Annotated in this window: 12 protein-coding genes; 8 read left to right on the top strand and 4 right to left on the bottom strand. The window is 64.9% G+C overall.

Annotated features, from left to right (window positions below; translation table 11 throughout):
• Positions 1–78: 78 nt before the first annotated feature.
• Both HNP55_RS06475 and HNP55_RS06470 read right to left on the bottom strand, forming a co-directional pair.
• Positions 79–2,856: a TonB-dependent receptor plug domain-containing protein gene (locus HNP55_RS06475; protein ID WP_221439483.1), complete on the bottom strand. Its 2,778-nt coding sequence runs from the start codon at positions 2,854–2,856 to the stop codon at positions 79–81.
• Positions 2,857–3,297: 441 nt separating this feature from the next.
• A complete protein-coding gene (locus tag HNP55_RS06470) occupies positions 3,298–5,475 on the bottom strand; it encodes a malate synthase G (RefSeq protein WP_184297397.1) in 2,178 nt (725 codons plus the stop codon).
• Positions 5,476–5,652: 177 nt separating this feature from the next.
• Between HNP55_RS06470 and HNP55_RS06465 the strand changes: the two genes are divergently transcribed.
• The gene (locus HNP55_RS06465; RefSeq protein ID WP_184297395.1) at positions 5,653–6,570 is read left to right on the top strand and encodes a LysR family transcriptional regulator; all 918 of its coding nucleotides are present in this window, start codon (positions 5,653–5,655) and stop codon (positions 6,568–6,570) included.
• Positions 6,571–6,643: 73 nt separating this feature from the next.
• On the opposite strand, the gene HNP55_RS06460 is transcribed toward HNP55_RS06465, so the two are convergent.
• Together HNP55_RS06460 and HNP55_RS06455 are read right to left on the bottom strand one after the other, a co-directional pair.
• Positions 6,644–6,952: a PsiF family protein gene (locus HNP55_RS06460; RefSeq protein ID WP_184297393.1), complete on the bottom strand. Its 309-nt coding sequence runs from the start codon at positions 6,950–6,952 to the stop codon at positions 6,644–6,646.
• A gap of 90 nt (positions 6,953–7,042) precedes the next feature.
• Positions 7,043–8,404, bottom strand: a complete 1,362-nt coding sequence (locus HNP55_RS06455; RefSeq protein WP_184297391.1) for a serine/threonine-protein kinase — start codon at positions 8,402–8,404, stop codon at positions 7,043–7,045.
• A gap of 32 nt (positions 8,405–8,436) precedes the next feature.
• On the opposite strand from HNP55_RS06455, the gene argS reads away from it, so the two are divergent.
• The 7 genes from argS to HNP55_RS06420 all read left to right on the top strand — a co-directional run bounded on the left by argS (position 8,437) and on the right by HNP55_RS06420 (position 18,169).
• Positions 8,437–10,155: an arginine--tRNA ligase gene (gene argS, locus HNP55_RS06450; protein WP_184297389.1), complete on the top strand. Its 1,719-nt coding sequence runs from the start codon at positions 8,437–8,439 to the stop codon at positions 10,153–10,155.
• The gene (locus HNP55_RS06445) at positions 10,152–10,874 is read left to right on the top strand and encodes an SPOR domain-containing protein (protein WP_184297387.1); all 723 of its coding nucleotides are present in this window, start codon (positions 10,152–10,154) and stop codon (positions 10,872–10,874) included. The genes argS and HNP55_RS06445 overlap by 4 nt, the downstream gene beginning before the upstream one ends.
• A 42-nt stretch (positions 10,875–10,916) precedes the next feature.
• Positions 10,917–11,597 carry a DsbA family protein gene (locus tag HNP55_RS06440; protein ID WP_184297385.1) on the top strand — a complete coding sequence of 227 codons (681 nt, stop codon included), beginning with the start codon at positions 10,917–10,919 and terminating at the stop codon, positions 11,595–11,597.
• Between the two features lie 262 nt (positions 11,598–11,859).
• Positions 11,860–12,492 (top strand): lipopolysaccharide transport periplasmic protein LptA, encoded by a 633-nt coding sequence (gene lptA / locus HNP55_RS06435; RefSeq protein WP_184297383.1) that lies wholly within the window; start codon positions 11,860–11,862, stop codon positions 12,490–12,492.
• Positions 12,489–13,259 (top strand): LPS export ABC transporter ATP-binding protein, encoded by a 771-nt coding sequence (gene lptB, locus HNP55_RS06430; protein WP_184297381.1) that lies wholly within the window; start codon positions 12,489–12,491, stop codon positions 13,257–13,259. The genes lptA and lptB overlap by 4 nt, the downstream gene beginning before the upstream one ends.
• A gap of 96 nt (positions 13,260–13,355) precedes the next feature.
• Positions 13,356–14,894, top strand: coding sequence for an RNA polymerase factor sigma-54 (locus HNP55_RS06425; protein ID WP_184297379.1), 1,539 nt, complete (start codon positions 13,356–13,358; stop codon positions 14,892–14,894).
• A gap of 116 nt (positions 14,895–15,010) precedes the next feature.
• Positions 15,011–18,169: an EAL domain-containing protein gene (locus HNP55_RS06420; protein WP_184297377.1), complete on the top strand. Its 3,159-nt coding sequence runs from the start codon at positions 15,011–15,013 to the stop codon at positions 18,167–18,169.
• Positions 18,170–18,312 lie beyond the last annotated feature (143 nt).

Below are 18,312 nucleotides of genomic sequence, written 5' to 3'. Positions count from 1 at the left end.
TGGCATTGCGGCACAAGCCGAGCTTCTTGAGTTGATGTGCGAGTGGCAAACATTTGCCACTCGGCCTCACGACTTGACTTAGAAGCGGTACTCAGCACTCACCTTGATGGTGCGCGGACGGATTGAGTAGGTATCACGCAGATTGACTGGCGCTGGGTTGTTCATCACGTTGCCGATATTCAGGCCCAGGGTCAGCCCCTTGAAGCCACGGTAGCTGACGTTCAGATCGGTCCGCAGATAGCTGTCGATGTAGCAAGGGTAAGCGCCTGGATTCAGTCGCTTTTGGCAGGCCGCTTCGCTCCAGCTGCTCTCGTCCGTTTCATCATTGTTCAGCTTGGTACCAGAGGTGTAGTTGAAACGCAGACCAGCGGTCCAGTCGTACTTGGTCCAGGCCACACTGAAGATGCTGCGCAAGCGCGGCGTGTTACGCAGGCCGACGCGGTTCGGGCGATAGGTATTGGCGTCGATATCCCACTCCCGTGCGGTCAAGGCATAAGTCGAAGTCAGCCCCAAGCGCAGGGTACCAAACTCGGCATTGCCGACCTGCCCCTTGATGTCCAGATCGATGCCCGAAGATTCGGTCTTGCCGAAGTTCTCATACTGCAGCAACAAAGTAACCAGCTCGCCCGCAGCCCATGAAACTTTGGCCGTAGGATCCAGTTGGTTCGCACGGTCGGCACGGGCTTGGTCTGTACTGCTAACGGGGACGCGCGCGATCAGATCCTTGTAGCCTGCATCACCTTCACGTGCCAATACATAGTCTGGATCGCGATAGGAGATTTCATCCCGGCGCTCAATCTTGTAATAGTCCACGGCGATAGACAGATTCTTGACCGGATCAAACACAAAGCCGATGGTGGCGCTGCGCGACAGCTCTGGCTTGACGTTAGGGTTAGCCGAGATCATCGCCGGAACAGACACCGAGCAACCCGAGTTGAAAGCATCTGTGCTGTCCTGCACATCGTTGGCATTACCCTTTTTCAAAATGTCACGGATCTTGGTGGCCGTTTCGCAACGCTTGGGGTCAACCGTTCGGTTGAAGAAGCCGGTCAAACCCACCTTGCCCAAGGTTTCAGGAATGTTGGGAGCGCGGAAGCCTTCTGACAGCGTACCGCGCAGCATCAGCATTTGCGGCAGCACTTCATAGCGCAGACCCAGTTTGGGCGACATATGGCCGTCAAAACCCGTGGCCTTGTCGTAGCGCACAGCGGCATTGGCGGTCAAACCCTTGAACAGAGGAGCTTCCACCTCGGCAAAAGCAGCGTCCAGCTTGCGATCTCCCTCAATCCAGACCGAGCCCCGGCCGATGAGCTCGGCGTTCAACACGTTTTCGGTAGACTTGATCAAAACGCTTTCTTCACGATGCTCCAGACCGAATGCCCCCATCACGGCACCGGCCGGCAGGCTGAACAGCTCACCACTCAGCTTGGCATCGATGTAGTTGGTGCTGTTAGAGCCATTCAGGCCATGCTGGCGGAACATACGATTCAGCAACTCGGCGCTATTGCTTCCGCCAATCTTGTACTCACCGCTGCTAACCGCATTGATGAAGTCGACGCGATGGGCACCGACCCCGTTCTTCTCACCTTCAGCAGCCGTGCGGCCGATGACGGTTTCCCAGTCCCAATTGCCAAACGTGCCTTTCAGGCCCGCTTGCACGCGATACTGGCTGGCTTCGGCCGGCTCCGACCACATGCTCAGATCATCCATGAAACGGTACTCAAGACCTGCGGGCACACCCAGCGAGTTAGCCGGATTGTTGGCCGCGATCAAAGGCTTGTTAACCAACTGAACCTTTTTGCTATTGCCGTCAAACCACTTGTACTGAGTCCCTGGAGCGCTCAAACCAAAGGGGAGCGCGAGGTAGTCGGTCTGCGTCTTGGAGTAAGAGGCTTCGGCAAAAGCCTCGACGGCTTCGGAAACCAGGAAGCGACCAGAAGCGAATAGATTCACCCGCTTGGCCGGGTCATAGATTTGATTCAGCGCGTTGACATCGGTGGTGCAGGCTCCTGCGGCATTCAACTGCGAAGTTGGGCACCCAGCGACGGGCTTAGTCCGGGCATTGCCCTTGAACAAATTGCCAGGATAAGAAACCAAGCTCGGGTCACCCAAGGCAGGGCTCACAATTTGCTTGTAGTAAGGCGCATAGGAGCTCAGTGCGTCGGCCAAGGTATAGCCTTCGCGCTTGTAGAACTCTGCATTCAACAAGACGTTGAAGCGATCCTTGGCCATGTTGCCAAAACCACCAACAACACTAGCCGTTGCCTGTTTTTGCAGCGATGGATTGGTGCCAGTCTGGTAGTTAGCGCTGATGCCAACACCTTGGTAATCCTTGCGGGTGATGATGTTGATCACGCCAGCCATGGCGTCGGAGCCGTAGACAGCGGATGCGCCGTCCTTCAGCACTTCAATGCGCTCAATTGCATCGGCCGGGATGGAGTCAACGTTGACAAAGGTTTCCTTGGCGCCGTCAGCCAGGGCGTAGTAAGCCACGCGACGACCATTCAGCAAGACCAGGGTTGCACCCTTGCCCAAGCCGCGCAAAGAAGCACCGGTCGCGCCTGCAGCAAAACTGCTGGAATTGCCGTTGTCGGTCAATTCATTGGTGCTGGTCGATGTGATGGTGTCCAGGATTTGGCGGACGGTATTGGCACCCGACTGCTTGATCTCTGTACGGCTGACCACCGTCACCGGCGACGCTGTCTCAGCAGCCAAACGTTTGATGTTCGAACCAGTGACCTCAACCCGCTCCAACTGCTGAACTGCCTGAGCGGGAGCGGTCTGGGCCTGGGCGGACATGGCCACAACGGTGAACACGGCCGCACTGACCGCGCTGAACTTGCAATTCCTCAACATGAGCATCCTTTTGGGAGAAGTGGACGAAACAGCCGCCGCACCTTCCTGCGTACTCCTGTTGGGAACAGCAAATCGAGGTCGGCGGCACTTCTGCCCAAAATTTATCTCGAACTTACATTGCTTCACAGAGCGGCAATACCTGTGAACAAGACACAACGCCGCCGTGGAAATTCACCGAAGTTGTGGCAAGAGAACCATCACCGGACCGTTCTGAGACCATTTGAAAAACCCTTCGAGAAATCGACCCAGAACCCCGATGAACACGGTTGAAACGTCTATTTACGGCCGGCAACGTCTTCTCCCTGGGCCCAAGCGATTTCCAGCCGCCTCAGTCCAGTTGCTGTTTCGCGCCCAACACAAGAGTTCGCTCACCGCACAGGCGCCTATTCTCATCAGGGCATCACTCAGTGACTGACGCAAAGCTTGAAGTGCCCTCCGCTTTCAACCCCGCCCCTTCACCCTCAACCTCCAAGCATGCAGCAACGGCTCCGTATAGCCACTCGGCTGCTCCAGCCCCTTGAAGACCAGATCCAGCGCGGCCTGGTAGGCGGCTGAAGTCGTGAAGTGCCCGGCCATGGGTTTGTAGGCGGGGTCATCGGCGTTTTGTCCGTCAACAACGGCCGCCATGCGCTGGAAGGTTTCATGCACCTGGGCGGCGTGGGTGACGCCATGATGCAACCAGTTGGCGATGTGCTGGCTGGAGATGCGCAGGGTGGCGCGGTCTTCCATCAGGCCGATATTGTGGATGTCGGGCACCTTGGAGCAGCCCACGCCCTGGTCCACCCAGCGCACCACATAGCCCAGAATGCCTTGCGCGTTATTGTCCAGTTCTTGCTGCACCTCGGCCGCGCTCCACGGAGCTTTGGCGACCACGGGGATCTGCAGGAGTTGGTCCAGGATGGCGTGGCGCTCCGCGTCCGCATCGATCTTTTCCAGCGCCTGCTGCACCTCAGCCACATTGACCTGGTGATAGTGCAGGGCATGCAGGGTGGCGGCCGTGGGTGAAGGCACCCAGGCGGTGTTGGCCCCCGCCTTGGGGTGGGCAATCTTTTGCTCCAGCATGGCGGCCATCAGGTCGGGCATGGCCCACATGCCCTTGCCGATCTGGGCGCGGCCGCGCAGGCCGCAGGACAAGCCGGTCAGCACATTGCTGCGTTCATAGGCCTGGATCCAGGCGCTGGTCTTCATATCGCCCTTGCGGAACATGGGGCCGGCCTGCATGGCTGTGTGCATCTCGTCGCCGGTGCGGTCCAGGAAGCCGGTGTTGATGAAGGCCACGCGGCCGGCGGCCGCGGCGATGCAGGCCTTCAGATTCACGCTGGTGCGGCGCTCCTCGTCCATGATGCCCAGCTTGACGGTGTTCTCGGCCAGGCCCAGCAAGGCTTCCACCCGGCCGAACAGCTCGGAGGCAAACGCCACTTCGGCGGGCCCGTGCATCTTGGGTTTGACGATATAGACCGAGCCCGTGCGCGAATTGCCCTTGCGCTGCAGATCGTGCAGGGCGATTGTGGTGGTGATGACGGCATCCATGATGCCTTCGGGGATCTCGCGGCCCTCGCCGTAAAGAATCGCCGGGTTGCTCATCAGGTGGCCGACATTGCGCACAAACATCAGCGAGCGGCCGTGCAGCTTGACTTGCTGCCCGCCATCGGCCGCCGTGTAGACGCGGTCGGCATTGAGGCGGCGGGTGATGGTCTTGCCGCCTTTCTGCAAGGCCTCGGTCAGCGTGCCCTTCAGAATGCCCAGCCAGTTGCCATAGGCCAGCACCTTGTCCTGCGCGTCGACCACGGCCACCGAGTCTTCCAGATCGAGGATGGTGGACAGCGCCGCCTCCAGCACCACATCGCTGACACCGGCCGCATCGCTCTGGCCAATCGGCGTGCTGCGGTCGATCTGGATGTCCAGGTGCAGGCCGTTGTGGCGCAGGAGCACGGAGCTCGGCGCGGCCGCATCACCCTGGTAGCCGACGAACTGGCTGGCATCCGCCAGGCCGCTGCTGCCGGCGCCCAGGCTGACCAGCAAAGCGCCGTTCTCAACCCGGTAGCCCGTGGCGTCCTTGTGTGATCCGCTAACCAGCGGCGCCGCCTGATCCAGCACCTGGCGGGCATAGGCGATCACCTTGGCACCACGCACCGGGTTGTAGCGGCCGGCCTTCTCGGCACCGTCGGCCTCGGGGATGGCGTCGGTGCCGTAGAGCGCGTCATACAAAGAACCCCAGCGCGCATTGGCGGCATTGAGGGCATAACGCGCATTCAGAATGGGCACGACCAGTTGCGGGCCGGCCTGGCTTGCCAGCTCGGCATCGACATTGCGGGTGCTGACCTGCACGGCAGCGGGCGGCGGCACCAGATAGCCGATGCGCTCCAGAAACGCCCGGTAGGCCGGCATATCGGCGATGGGGCCGGGGTGGGCGCGGTGCCAGGCGTCCAACTCGGTCTGCAGGCGATCACGCTCGGCCAGCAAGGCCACATTCTTGGGCGCCAGATCCCGCACGATGGCATTGAAGCCGGCCCAGAACTTGGCAGACTCCACACCCGTGCCAGGCAAGACCTGAGCCTCGATGAATTGATGCAACTCGGTAGCGACTTGCAGGCTGTGCTGCGTGGTGCGTGCGGTCATGACGGAAACCTCGGTTGGGCGATTGAAAGCAAAGCAAAGCAAAGAACTGAGGCCCTGAATTTATGTCAGTTTCCGGACGGGATTGATGACGGTCAGCGCATTGAATACATGCACAAAATGCACGAATAGAAAGAAACCTTCACTTTTTCAGCGCCATCGGCAGCACAATCGACCGCCATGGACCGCCTCAAACAGATCGAATCCTTTGCCTCCGTGGCCACCCGCGGCAGCCTCACCGCTGCCGCGCAGTTGGAGGGCGTGGCGCCCGCGGTGATGGGCCGGCGCATCGATGCCCTGGAGGCCCGCCTGGGCGTCAAGCTCCTGCTGCGCACCACCCGGCGCATCACGCTGACAAATGAGGGCAGCGCCTTTCTGGAAGACTGCCAGCGCCTGCTGGTGGAGTTCGCCGATGCCGAGGCCAGCGTCAGCGCCGGCGGCGTCAAGGCCAGCGGGCTTTTGCGCATCACGGCGCCGGCCGGTTTCGGGCGCCGCCATGTCGCCCCCCTGGTGCCGGACTTTCTGGCCCAGCACCCCGAGGTCAGCATCTCGCTCAATCTGAGCGACCGGGTGGTGGACATCGGCGGCGAGGGCTATGACTGCGCCGTGCGGGTGGGCGATCTGCCCGACTCCAGCCTGGTCAGCCTGCGCCTGGCGGACAACCGGCGCCTGTGCGTGGCCACCCCCGCCTATCTGAAGCGTGCCGGTGTGCCGCAACACCCGGCGGAGCTCTCGCGCCACGCCTGCCTGATGCTCAGTTCGGACGCCAGCCAGACCCGCGGCTGGGCCTTCAAGGTCGATGGCGAGCTGAGCTATCTACGCCCCGGCGGGCGGCTGGACTGCAGCGATGGCCAGGTCTTGCACGACTGGTGCTTGCGCGGCCTGGGCCTGGCCTGGCGCAGCACCTGGGAGGTGGAAGGCGATATCGCCGCCGGCCGCCTGCGCACCGTGCTGGACGATTTTGCCGCCCCGCCCAATGGCATCTACGCCCTGCTGCCGCAGCGCAAGCATCTGCCGCTGCGGCTGCGCTTGTGGGTGGACTTTCTCAAGCAAAGCTATGCCAGGCCCGAGTACTGGACGGCCGCCGGCCTGCCCTGAAACAAAAAAACGCGGGCCCAGGCCTGGCCTGTTCCCGCGTCTTCTTTCAAGCCCCGGCAGGGGCTTGGGATGATCAGCCCTTGTTGCTGAGGCATTCCTTCATAAAGGCCTTGCGCTCGTCGCCCTTCTTGCCCTTGGCATCGGTATTGCACATCTTCATGCGCTCTTGCTGGGTGGCCGGAGCGGCGGGCTTGGCGGACAGGCATTCCTTCATGAAGGCCTTGCGCTCGTCGCCCTTTTTCTCGCCGGCGTCCTTGTTGCAGCTGCTCATCTTGGTCTGCTGCTTGGTCGGCGCACTGGCGGCCTCGCCGGCCGCAACCGCATGGGCAGAGCCCACGAAAGCGAAGGCGGCAAGAGCGACCGAGCTGATCAGAGTTTTCATGAAGAGGTCCTTTCTGTGGGGGTAAATAGGGGCTTGAAAGCTTGAATGCCTTGCATTCAAGCACGCCAACGCGACAGCCTCAAGAAGGGTTTACATGATGCGGCGCGGATGGGCCAAGGCCTCATGCGCCGCGTGCAAACGCCGCACCAGAACCTGGATGAAACCGCGGTCGAAGCGGTGCTGGCATTCGGGGCTCAGCTGGCCGATGGACTCGGGTGTGAAGGAGATGGTGATGCACAGCTCGCTGACCTTCACATCCGCGCTGTGCTGGCGCAGGCTGGGGTTGGGGGCGAGATAGGCCATCTCGCCCACCGAGGTGCCCTTGCCCAGGGTCGCCACCCAATTGCCGTCGCGGAACACCTCCACCGCGCCCTGCGCAATGATGTGGAAGGTATTGCCCTCCTGCCCGCGCTTGAACAAGGCATGGTCGACCGGGAAGCGCCGCCAGCGCGCCCGGTGCACCACCTCCCACAGCTCCACATCGCCAAAGCCGGCAAAGAACTCCAGCTCGCGCAAGATATTGAAGCGCTCCGAGTCCTTCACCTCGTACAGCCTGGCCAGCGGCACCAGCTGCTTGGCCACCAGCTCCGACAGGCCGCGGCCGAAGGACTCCCAATCGGCATAGCGCTCGCTGGGATGCTTGGCCAGGGCCTTCATGATGACGGCGTCCAGCTCGGCCGTGACGCCGCCGCGCTGGCCCACCAGGGAGGCCGGCGCCTGGTGGTAGATCTGGTGCATCAAGGCCATCTGGCTGGGCGCATCAAAGGGCGCGCGGCCGGCGACCAGGTGGTAGAGCACGGCGCCCAGGGCATAAATATCGGCCCGGCAATCCACATCGCCACCCTCGATCTGCTCCGGCGGCATATAGGCCAGGGAGCCGACCCGGTGCACCTGGGTAGCGTCCGAGCGCAGATTCAGCGCGCTGCCAAAATCGCTGACCTTGACGTCGGTGACCTGGCCTTGCGAGTCCAGCACGGCCAGCAGATTGGCCGGCTTCACATCGCGGTGTATCAGCCCCAGGCGGAACACATAGGACAGGGCCATGGCGCATTTGAAGCCCAGCTCCACGATCTGATCCAGGGGCAGCAGCCGGTCGCTGCGGCAGAAATGCTTGAGCGTCAGGCCGGGCACAAACTCCATCACCAGATAGGGGGCGTTCTCATCGGGCACGGCGTCCAGGATCTGCACCACATTGGGATGCTGAAGGCGGCCGGCCAGGGCGGCCTCGGCGGCGTAGAAGCGGTTGCTGTGCTCGCTCGGGGCTTCGTCACTATCGGCCACACCCCAGGCGCGCATGCGCTTGATCGCCACATCCACGCCACGGAATTCGTCCCGTGCAAGAAAGACGTCACTGGTCGCCCCCTCGCCCAGGCGGCGCAAGATCTTGTACTTGCCGATATAGGCAGGCAGATCCAGCTTGGGTTCGATCGACAACTCGAGGTCCTGCGGCATGGGGTAGATCATAGAACCTTAGAATCACCGCCATGATCCAAGCCAAGCAAGATTTGCTCGCCGCCCTGGCCGAAGCGATTCAAGAACTCAGTCCCGGCGCCGACCTGGTTGCCGCCTTCGAATCCCCCAAGCAAGCCGCCCTGGGCGACTTCGCCTGCACGGTCGCCATGCAATTGGCGCGACCGCTGAAAAAGAACCCACGCGAGCTGGCCCAGGCGCTGATCGAAGCCCTGCAACGCCGCGCCGCCTTCCAGACCTGGGTCGAGGGCCTGGAGATCGCCGGCCCCGGCTTCATCAATATCCGCCTCAAGCCCGCCGCCAAGCAGGCCGTGGTCAGCGAGGTGCTGAGCACGGCGCAGGACTTCGGCAAGCAGCCGGCCAACGAGCAGCATGTGATGGTGGAATTCGTCTCCGCCAACCCCACCGGCCCCCTGCACCTGGGCCACGCCCGCCAGGCCGCGCTGGGCGACGCCATCTGCAGCCTGTTCCAGACCCAGGGTTCCCAGGTCACCCGCGAGTTCTACTACAACGACGCCGGCGTGCAGATCGCCACCCTGGCCAACTCCACCCAATGCCGCCTCAAGGGGCTGAAGCCCGGCGACGACGGCTGGCCCGAGTCGGCCTATAACGGCGACTACATTCAGGACATCGCCAACGACTTCCTGGCCAAAAAGACCGTCAAGGCCGATGACCGCGAATTCACCGCCTCGGGCGACGCCGACGACCTGGACAGCATCCGCCAGTTCGCCGTCGCCTATCTCCGCCACGAGCAAGACCTGGACCTGCAGGCCGTGGGCGTGCAGTTTGACAATTACTTCCTGGAGAGCAGCCTCTACCAGACCGGCGCGGTCGAAGCCACCGTCGCCAAGCTCGAAGCCTCGGGCAAGACCTTTGAAGACGGCGGCGCCCTGTGGCTGCGCACGACCGACTACGGCGACGACAAGGACCGCGTGATGCGCAAGTCCGACGGTAGCTACACCTACTTCCTGCCCGATGTGGCCTACCACATCAACAAGTTCCAGCGCGGCTACACCAAGTGCATCAATGTGCAGGGCACCGATCACCACGGCACCATCGCCCGTGTGCGCGGCGGCCTGCAGGCGGCCGGCGTGGGCATACCCCAGGGCTTCCCCGACTATGTGCTGCACAAGATGGTGCTGGTGATGAAGGGCGGCGAGGAGGTCAAGCTGTCCAAGCGCGCCGGCAGTTATGTGACCATGCGCGACCTGATCGACTGGACCAGCCGCGACGCCGTGCGCTTCTTCCTGATCAGCCGCAAGGCCGACACCGAGTTCACCTTCGACATCGACCTGGCCCTGAAGCAGAACGACGAGAACCCCGTGTTCTACGTGCAGTACGCCCATGCCCGCATCTGCTCGGTGATCCGCAACTGGGTCGGCCGCGGCGGTGACGAGGCCACGCTGAAGAGCGCCGACCTGAGCCTGCTGACGGCCCCCACCGAAGCCGCCCTGATGCTCAAGCTGGCCGACTACCCCGCCATGCTGACGCGTGCGGCCGAAGGCCTGGCCCCCCACGATGTGACCTTTTATCTGCGCGAACTGGCCAGCAGCTATCACAGCTACTATGCGGCCGAGCGCGTGCTGGATCAGACGCCCGAGCTGAGCCAGGCCCGGGTGGCCTTGCTGGCCGCCACGCGCCAGGTGATTGCCAACGCCCTGGCCGTGCTGGGCGTGAGCGCGCCCGAGGTGATGGCACGTGAAGCCATCGTGACGACAGCGGAGAACATATGAGCACTGGGGCGGGAAATCAAAAAGGCGGTTTTGTGCTGGGCCTGATCGTCGGCCTGCTGGTCGGCCTGGCCGTGGCCCTGGGCGTGGCGCTCTACGTCACCAAGGTGCCGGTGCCCTTCATCAACAAGGTGCCGCAGCGCACGGCCGAGCAAGACGCCGAGGAAGCCGCCCGCAACAAGAACTGGGACCCCAACGCCCCGCTGGCCGGCAAGGCCGGCGCCAAGGCCGCCAGCGGCGTGGTCAGCACGCCCACGGCGCCCGCCCCCGCGCCTGGCTTGCCAGACGCCCCGGTCGCCCTGCCCACCCCGCCCGCCGCCGCCGCCAGCCATGCCACCGCCCCCGTGGCGGCCAAGCCGGCCGACAAACCGGTGGACAAGATCGCCGAAAAGATCGCGGAAAAAACCGCCGAGAAGGCCGCCGCCGACAAGGCTGCGGACAAAAAAGCCGAGGCCAAGACCGCAAGCACTGCTGCCGCTGCCGATACCAACGTCTACTTTGTGCAGGCCGGTGCCTTCACCAAGGCCGAGGACGCCGAACAACAGCGCGCCAAGCTGGCCATCCTCGGCTTCAGTGCCAAGGTGATGGAGCGGGAGCAGTCCGGCCGCACCGTTTTCCGCGTCCGCCTGGGGCCCTTCGATGCCCGTGACGAAGCGCAAAGCCTGCAAGGCAAGCTCGAAGCGGCCGGCGTCGAGAACAATCTGGTCCCCGTCAAACGCTAAGCCCTCGCTCCCCCGCCCCTCTTCTTTCCAAGGATTTCACACATGAAGCGTCGCGATTTCTCCGCTCAGCTGGGTCTGTCGGCCCTGGGCCTGTCCACCCTGGGCCTGTCCACCCTGGGCCTGCCTGGCATCGCCGCGGCCCAAGGCGGTCCGATGGAAGGCAAGCAGTATCTGAAGCTCTCCCAGGCCCTGCCCACCACGCCCGGCAAGATCGATGTGGTCGAGTTCTTCTGGTACGGCTGCCCGCACTGCTTTGCCTTTGACCCGACGCTGGAAGCCTGGGTCAAGCAGTTGCCCGCCGATGTGAGCTTCCGCCGCGTGCACGTGGGTTTCCGCGCCAATATCAAATCGCACCAGAAGCTGTTCTACGCCTTGGAAGCCATGGGCAAGCAAGCCGAGGTCCACTCCGCCGTGTTCGCCGCCTTCCAGCGCGATATGCCCGAGAGCGACAAGGACGTGATCGCCCTGGTCGGCCGCCTGGGCCTGGACGTCGCCAAGTTCACCGCCGCCTACAACTCCTTCGGCGTGCAGACCAAATGCGCCCAGGCCAGCAAGCTGTCCGAGGACTTCCGCATCGACGGCGTACCCGCCCTGGGCATTGCCGGCCGCTACCTGACCTCGCCCTCCATCGCCGGCACCCGCGGCGCCGGCGAACAGGTCAATGGCCAGCAAGCCGTGGCCGTGGCCGACTTCCTGATCAAGCTGGCCCGCAACAAGGCCTGATCCCCGCCAGGAACACCCCGCAATGCGGGGTGCATTCCCGCTCCGCCTGACCCTGCAGGGCTAGGGCCTGTCGCTCACTAAATTACGCTCACGCGAGCCCGAAGGGTTGGCGCGGTATGGACCGTAGGCCGTTGTTGGCGAGCTGGCTCGGGGGTGACCCCGAGCGGCGCTCGCCGCCTAGGCCTACAGCCCATCCCGCACCAACGTGAGCGCAATTTAGTGAGCGACAGGCCCTAGAATGGTCTGCAAGAACTGTGCCGCCATGAAAAAGCCTGCCGTCCCCCTCCCATTCCCCGCCATCGCCTGCCTGCTGAGCCTGTGCCTGGCCCTGCCGGCCCAGGCCGAAAAGGCCGACCAGCTCAAACCGCTCAATATCGCCTCCGAGAAGGGCGGCAGCATCGATATGGCGCGCCAGCGCACCGAGTTCAGCGGCAATGTGGTGCTGAGCAAGGGCAGCCTGATCCTGCGCGCCGAGCGCATCGATCTGCGCGAAACCGGCGACGGCTATTACCAGGCCTATGCCAACGGCCAGACCGGCAAGCAGGTCAGCTTCCGCCAGGCCCGCGATGTACCCGGCGAGGCCATCGAGGGCTTTGCCGACCAGGTCGAGTACGACACCCGCAGCGACACCGTGCGCTTCATCGGCAATGCGGTGGTGCACCGCCTGATCGGCGCCGCCGTGGCCGACGAGGTGACCGGCGCCCTCATCGTGTTTGATAACCGCAGCGAAATCTTCACCCTGGACGGCGGCCAAAGCTCGCCCCACCCCAGCGGCCGGGTACGCGTGGTGATGATGCCGCGCGGCCCTGCCGGCGTGGCCCCGGCTGACGGCCCCGCCTCGGGCGTCAGCCTGCAACCCAGCACCAGCCTGCCCGGCGGCAAGAAGCCTTCATGAGCAAGGCCGCGCCGCAAACCGGGTCGCGCAGCCGCCTGGACGCCCAAGGCCTGGCCAAGAGCTATGGCGTGCGCAAGGTGGTCAAGAATGTGCACCTGAGTGTGGACAGCGGCGAGGTCGTCGGCCTGCTGGGCCCCAACGGCGCCGGCAAGACCACCAGCTTCTACATGATTGTGGGCCTGGTGCGGGCCGATGCCGGCGCCATCCATATCGATGGCCGCGAGGTCCAGCACCTGCCCATCCACCAGCGTGCCCGCCTGGGCCTGAGCTATCTGCCGCAGGAGGCCTCCATCTTCCGCAAGCTCAATGTGGAGGAAAACATCCGCGCCGTGCTGGAGCTGCAGCTGGGCCCCGATGGCCGCCCGCTGAGCAAGACCCGCATCAAGGAATTGCTGGAAAACCTGCTGCACGAACTCAGCATCGAGAAGCTGCGCGACAGCCCCGCCCCGGCCCTGTCGGGCGGTGAGCGCCGCCGCGTCGAGATCGCCCGCGCCCTGGCCACCCAGCCCCGCTTCATCCTGCTGGACGAACCCTTTGCCGGGGTCGACCCCATTGCCGTGCTGGAGATCCAGCGCATCATCAGCTTCCTGAAAGCGCGTGGCATCGGGGTCTTGATCACCGACCACAATGTGCGCGAAACCCTGGGGATTTGCGACCGCGCCTACATCATCAGCGAAGGCGCCGTGCTGGCCGAAGGAACACCTGCCGAGATCGTCGACAACCCCGACGTGCGCAAGGTCTACCTCGGCGAGCATTTCCGTATGTAACGACATGCCAGCCCCCACGCTCACTTTGCTCGCTGCCCCCCAAGGGGGCGCTCCGGCCCCTTCGGGCGGCCGTGCGGGTCCGGAACCCGGCCGAGCATGAAGCAATCCCTCCAGCTCCGCTTGAGTCAGCACCTGTCGCTGACGCCGCAGTTGCAGCAGTCCATCCGGCTGCTGCAGCTCTCGACCCTGGAGCTGAACCAGGAAATCGAGCAGATGATGGCGCAGAACCCGTTGCTGGACAGCGAGGAGGACTTCAGCGTCGCCGCGCCCGAGATCAGCGAGCTCAGGCCCGCCAGCGCGGCCGAGGACAGCGGCGCCGACAGCGAGCTGGGCGGCGGCAGCGAGGCCGAATCCACGCCCGAGCTGAAGGCCGAGGACTTCGGCGGCACCGAGCGCGAGGACTGGGAAAACGGCACCGAGGGCGATGACTTCGACGGCATCCGCGAACTGCCCGCCAACAGCCCCGGCGGCAGCGCCAGCGGCGATGAGGACGGCGAACGCAGCAGCCAGGAGTCGGCCGAAATCAGCCTGCAAGAGCATCTAACGGCCCAGATGGCCGGCATGCATCTGAGCGAGTCGGACCGCATCGCCCTGCAGGTGCTGATCGAATCGCTGAACGAAGACGGCTATCTGGAGGACGGCCTGGAGGCCATCGTCAACGGCTTATTGCCCGCAAGAGAGGGCGAAGAAGAAGCGGTCGCCGAGGACCGCGAAGAGCTGCTGGACCATCTGCGCATCGCCCTCAAATGGCTGCAGCATATGGAGCCGGCCGGCGTCGGCGCCCAGGATCTGCCCGAGTGCCTGGTGCTGCAGCTGCGTGCCCTGGCCCGCAGCCCGGCGCAGATGATCGCCATCCTGATCTGCAAACAGCATCTGGAACTGCTGGCCCGGCGCGACGGCAAAAAGCTGATGGCCCTGACCGGTGCCGACGAGCCCTTGCTGCGCGAGGCGCAGGCCCTGATCCGCGCCCTGGAACCCAAGCCCGGCCGCCGCTTTGCGCGTGGCCAGGCGCCCGCCGTCGTGCCCGATGTGATCGTGCGCAAGGTGGGGCGTGAGCTGCGCGTCATGCTCAACCCCGAGCTCACGCCCAAGCTGCGCATCAACGAGCTCTATGCCAATGCCTTGCGGCAGACCCGCGGCGGCATCACCAACAGCCCCTTGGGCGGCCAGCTGCAGGAGGCGCGCTGGTTCATCAAAAACATCCAGCAGCGCTTCGACACGATTCTGCGGGTCTCCAAAGCGATCGTGGAGCGGCAAAAAGGCTTCTTCACCCACGGCGCCCTGGCAATGAAACCGCTGGTGCTGCGCGAGATCGCCGACGAGCTGGGCCTGCACGAGTCCACCATCTCGCGCGTCACCACGGCCAAATACATGGCCACCCCCTTTGGCACCTTCGAGCTGAAGTATTTCTTCGGCTCCGGCCTGTCCACCGAGGCCGGCGGCAATGCCTCCAGCACGGCGGTGCGGGCCTTGATCAAGCAGTTCGTCGAGGCCGAGCCGGCCAACAAGCCCCTGTCCGACAGCGCCCTGGCCAGCATGCTGGAGGAGCAGGGCATCCAGGTGGCGCGCCGCACCGTGGCCAAATACCGGGAGGCGCTCAAGATCGCGCCGGCCAATCTGCGCAAGGCGCCCTGATCGGCCACATTCCACGCCCAGCGGGCCGCAGGCCGCTCAAATAACCGCCGACTTGATCTGCATCAATCCCGCAAACAAGGGGCCTCGTTAAGGTGCCGGACGCTGCTGCTCCCACCATGCCCACCGATCTTCACCTCCCGGCCCGCCCCCTGCGGCCCAACCGCCTCTTTCTGCGCCAATGGCTGGCCCTCGTGCTGGCCTGGCTGCTGGCATGGCTGTTGACGGGCCTGTGGCTGAACCATGAACGCGGCCAGCTGCGCCAGCACGAGGGCGAGCGCCTGCAGGCCATGGTGCAGACCCTGGACGGCATCGTCTCCCAGCAGCTGCTGGGCGTGCAGGCGGCGCTCAAGACCATGGCCAGCGCCCTGCCCAAATGGCGGGCCGGCCATCTGCAGGAGGACGGTGTCGGCCTGCTCTCCACCCTGACCCAGACCATGCCCGGCGTGCGCATCGCCTCCGTCTTCGACGCGCAGGGCCGCTTGCTGGCCAGCTCCCAGCCCGAGCTGGTGGGCAGCATGCATGGCGACCGCAGCTTCTTCAGCGCGCCGCAGGCCCAGCCCCTGCGGGAGCAGCTCTACACCTCGCCGCCCTACCGCAATACGCAGCGCATCTACACCATGACGCTGTCACGCGCCCTGTTCGATGCGCAGCAGAAATTCATCGGCGTGGCCGCCATCGCCCTGGACCCTGAGTACTTCAAACTGGTGCTGGGCACGGCCCAGGTCTCGGACGACAACTGGAGCGTGCTGATCCACAGCGACGGCCTGATGTTCGGCATGCTGCCCCAGAACGAAGGCTGGCTGGGCCGCAATCTGCTGCACTATTCCAGCTCCATGCTGAGCCGCCACCTGAGCTCGGGCCGCGACAGCAACACCTTGCAGGGCGAGTCCCTGATCAGCGGCGACGAACGCCTGGCGGCCCTGCACACCGTCAAGGTGGAGGGCCTGAGCATGAACAAGCATCTGGTCGTCGCCGTCGGCCGCAAGGTCGAGACCCTGGACCTGCCCTGGCGCCAGCAGGTGCAGATGAGCGCCACCGGCGGCCTGATCCTCTGCCTGGCCAGCGGCCTGGGCCTGGGCTTCTGGCAGCGCCGCATGCGCGGCATGGACGAGCTGCGCGCGGCCCAGCGCCATAGCGAGCGCGAGGGCGCGGAACGCATGGCCCTGGCCCTGGAGGGCGCCGACCTGAGCCTGTGGGACTGGGACCTGAGCAACGGCCGCCTGCAGGTGGACGGGCGCTGGCACAGCATGCTGGGCTACGGCCCGCGCGAGCTGCCCCTGCACTACAGCAGCTGGCAGGACCGCCTGCACCCCGACGACGCCGGCCCCACGCTGCGCCTGCTGCACGACTATCTGGACGGCCGCCGCCCCAGCTACACCACCGAGTTCCGCCTGCTGCACAAGGACGGCCACTGGGTCTGGGTGCGCGCCAACGGCCGCATCATGTCGCGCGATGCCCAGGGTCGGCCGCAGCGCCTGGTGGGCACCAATCTGGACATCTCGCCGGCCAAGCAGGCCGAGCAGACCCTGCTGGCCCAGGCCCAGCACACCCAGGCCATCCTGGACAATATGGTGGACGGCGTGATCACCATCGACGCCCAGGGCCAGATCGCCAGCATGAATGCCTCGGCCTGCCGCATGTTCGGCTACACCCAGGACGAGGTGCTGGGCCGCAACGTCAGCCTCTTGATGCCCGAGCCCGAAGGCGGCCGCCACGACGGCTATCTGCGCCGCTTCTTCCGCGGCCAAACGCCCAGCATCATCGGCGTGGGTCGCGACGTCAACGGCCGCCGCAAGGCCGGCAGCATCTTCCCGCTGAGCCTGGCCGTCTCGCGCATCGAGCGCGACGGCCAGCCCATGTTCATCGGCCTGACTCGCGACATCACCGAACGCAAGCGCGCCGAGGCCGCGATCGAGAAGCTGGCCTTCAACGACCCGCTGACCGGCCTGCCCAACCGCCGCCTGCTGCTGGACCGCCTGGACCAGACCCTGGCCTCGCGCCAGCGCCAGGGCCGCCACGGCGCCGTCGTCTTCATCGATCTGGACAATTTCAAATCGCTCAACGACACCCTGGGCCATGGCATGGGCGACCTGCTGCTGCAAAGCATCGCCAAGCGCCTGCAAAGCGCCGTGCGCGCCGAGGACTCGGTGGCGCGCTGGGGCGGCGACGAGTTCGTCGTGCTGCTGCAAGACCTTGGGGCCGAGCGCGCCGAAGCCATACGCCACGCCGAAGTGGCCTGCGAGAAGCTGCTGCGCGTGCTGGGCCAGCCCTATCAGCTGAAGGACTATCTGCACCACAGCACGCCCAGCATAGGCATCGTGGTCTGGGGCGCCGAGGACCGCAGCAGCGAAGACCTGCTCAAGCACGCCGACCACGCCATGTACCAGGCCAAGGCGGCCGGCCGCAACCAGCTCTGCTTCTTCGACCCCGTCACCCAGGCCGCCCTGGCCGAGCGCGCCGTGCTGGAGGCCGATCTGCGCGTGGCCTTGCGCAACACCCAGTTCGAACTGCATCTGCAAGCCCAGGTGACCCATCTGGGCGCGCTGACCGGGGCCGAGGTGCTGCTGCGCTGGCGCCACCCCGTGCGCGGCTGGGTCTCGCCGGCCCAGTTCATACCGCTGGCCGAGCAGACCGGCCTGATCGTGCCCCTGGGTGAATGGGTGCTGCAGCAGGCCTGCTTCCAACTGGCCCTGTGGGCCGAGCAGCCGCGCATGGCCGGCCTGACCCTGGCCGTCAACGTCAGCGCCCATCAATTCCGCCAGAAGGGCTTTCTGGAAACGGTGCAGAACCTGCTGTCGCGCAGCGGTGCGCCGGCCCACCGGCTCAAGCTGGAGCTGACCGAAAGCGCCCTGGTGGACGATGTGGAGGCCGTCATCGCGCTGATGGGCGAGCTCAAACAGCTGGGCGTCAAGCTCTCGCTGGACGACTTCGGCACCGGCTACTCCTCGCTGGCCTATCTGAAGCGCCTGCCGCTCAAGCAGCTCAAGATCGACCAGAGCTTTGTGCGCGATCTGCTCAACGAACCCAATGCCCGCGCCATCGCCCACGCCATCCTGCAACTGGGCGAAAGCCTGGGCCTGCAGGTGATCGCCGAGGGCGTGGAAACCGAGGCGCAGCGCAGCCTGCTGGTCGAGATGGGCTGCCTGGCCTTCCAGGGCTACCTCTTCAGCCCCCCCCTGCCCCTGGCCGACTTCATCCAGCTGACCCGCGACTGGCCGTCGCGGCCCCGGCTGCCCGCCCCCGGCCCGGCCAAGGTCCTGGCCGAGAGCCACTGAGAGGCGCCAAGCCCGACCCTGTTCGTGGGGGGTGGCCGTGCATAGTTCACGGCCCCCGGCGCGCACTGCCCCTGCGCCCCTCAAGCCGCCGGACAATCAAGCTCCAGGGAGCCCCAAGAACAAGAGTGGCGGCCGGCCGCCAG

The sequence above is a fragment of the Roseateles oligotrophus genome (assembly GCF_014204525.1).
In the GTDB taxonomy this organism is placed as follows: Bacteria; Pseudomonadota; Gammaproteobacteria; order Burkholderiales; family Burkholderiaceae_C; genus Paucibacter_A; species Paucibacter_A oligotrophus_A.
This window is presented reverse-complemented; position numbering and strand designations above follow the sequence as displayed.

What these genes read in the sequence shown, in the direction of transcription:
- HNP55_RS06470 (WP_184297397.1), bottom strand. Translation starts at nt 5,475, where the DNA reads ATGACCGCACGCACCACGCAGCACAGCCTGCAAGTCGCTACCGAGTTG.
- argS (WP_184297389.1), top strand. Translation starts at nt 8,437, where the DNA reads ATGATCCAAGCCAAGCAAGATTTGCTCGCCGCCCTGGCCGAAGCGATT.
- HNP55_RS06465 (WP_184297395.1), top strand. Translation starts at nt 5,653, where the DNA reads ATGGACCGCCTCAAACAGATCGAATCCTTTGCCTCCGTGGCCACCCGC.
- HNP55_RS06455 (WP_184297391.1), bottom strand. Translation starts at nt 8,404, where the DNA reads ATGCCGCAGGACCTCGAGTTGTCGATCGAACCCAAGCTGGATCTGCCT.
- lptA (WP_184297383.1), top strand. Translation starts at nt 11,860, where the DNA reads ATGAAAAAGCCTGCCGTCCCCCTCCCATTCCCCGCCATCGCCTGCCTG.
- HNP55_RS06420 (WP_184297377.1), top strand. Translation starts at nt 15,011, where the DNA reads ATGCCCACCGATCTTCACCTCCCGGCCCGCCCCCTGCGGCCCAACCGC.
- HNP55_RS06475 (WP_221439483.1), bottom strand. Translation starts at nt 2,856, where the DNA reads ATGTTGAGGAATTGCAAGTTCAGCGCGGTCAGTGCGGCCGTGTTCACC.
- HNP55_RS06425 (WP_184297379.1), top strand. Translation starts at nt 13,356, where the DNA reads ATGAAGCAATCCCTCCAGCTCCGCTTGAGTCAGCACCTGTCGCTGACG.
- HNP55_RS06445 (WP_184297387.1), top strand. Translation starts at nt 10,152, where the DNA reads ATGAGCACTGGGGCGGGAAATCAAAAAGGCGGTTTTGTGCTGGGCCTG.
- lptB (WP_184297381.1), top strand. Translation starts at nt 12,489, where the DNA reads ATGAGCAAGGCCGCGCCGCAAACCGGGTCGCGCAGCCGCCTGGACGCC.
- HNP55_RS06460 (WP_184297393.1), bottom strand. Translation starts at nt 6,952, where the DNA reads ATGAAAACTCTGATCAGCTCGGTCGCTCTTGCCGCCTTCGCTTTCGTG.
- HNP55_RS06440 (WP_184297385.1), top strand. Translation starts at nt 10,917, where the DNA reads ATGAAGCGTCGCGATTTCTCCGCTCAGCTGGGTCTGTCGGCCCTGGGC.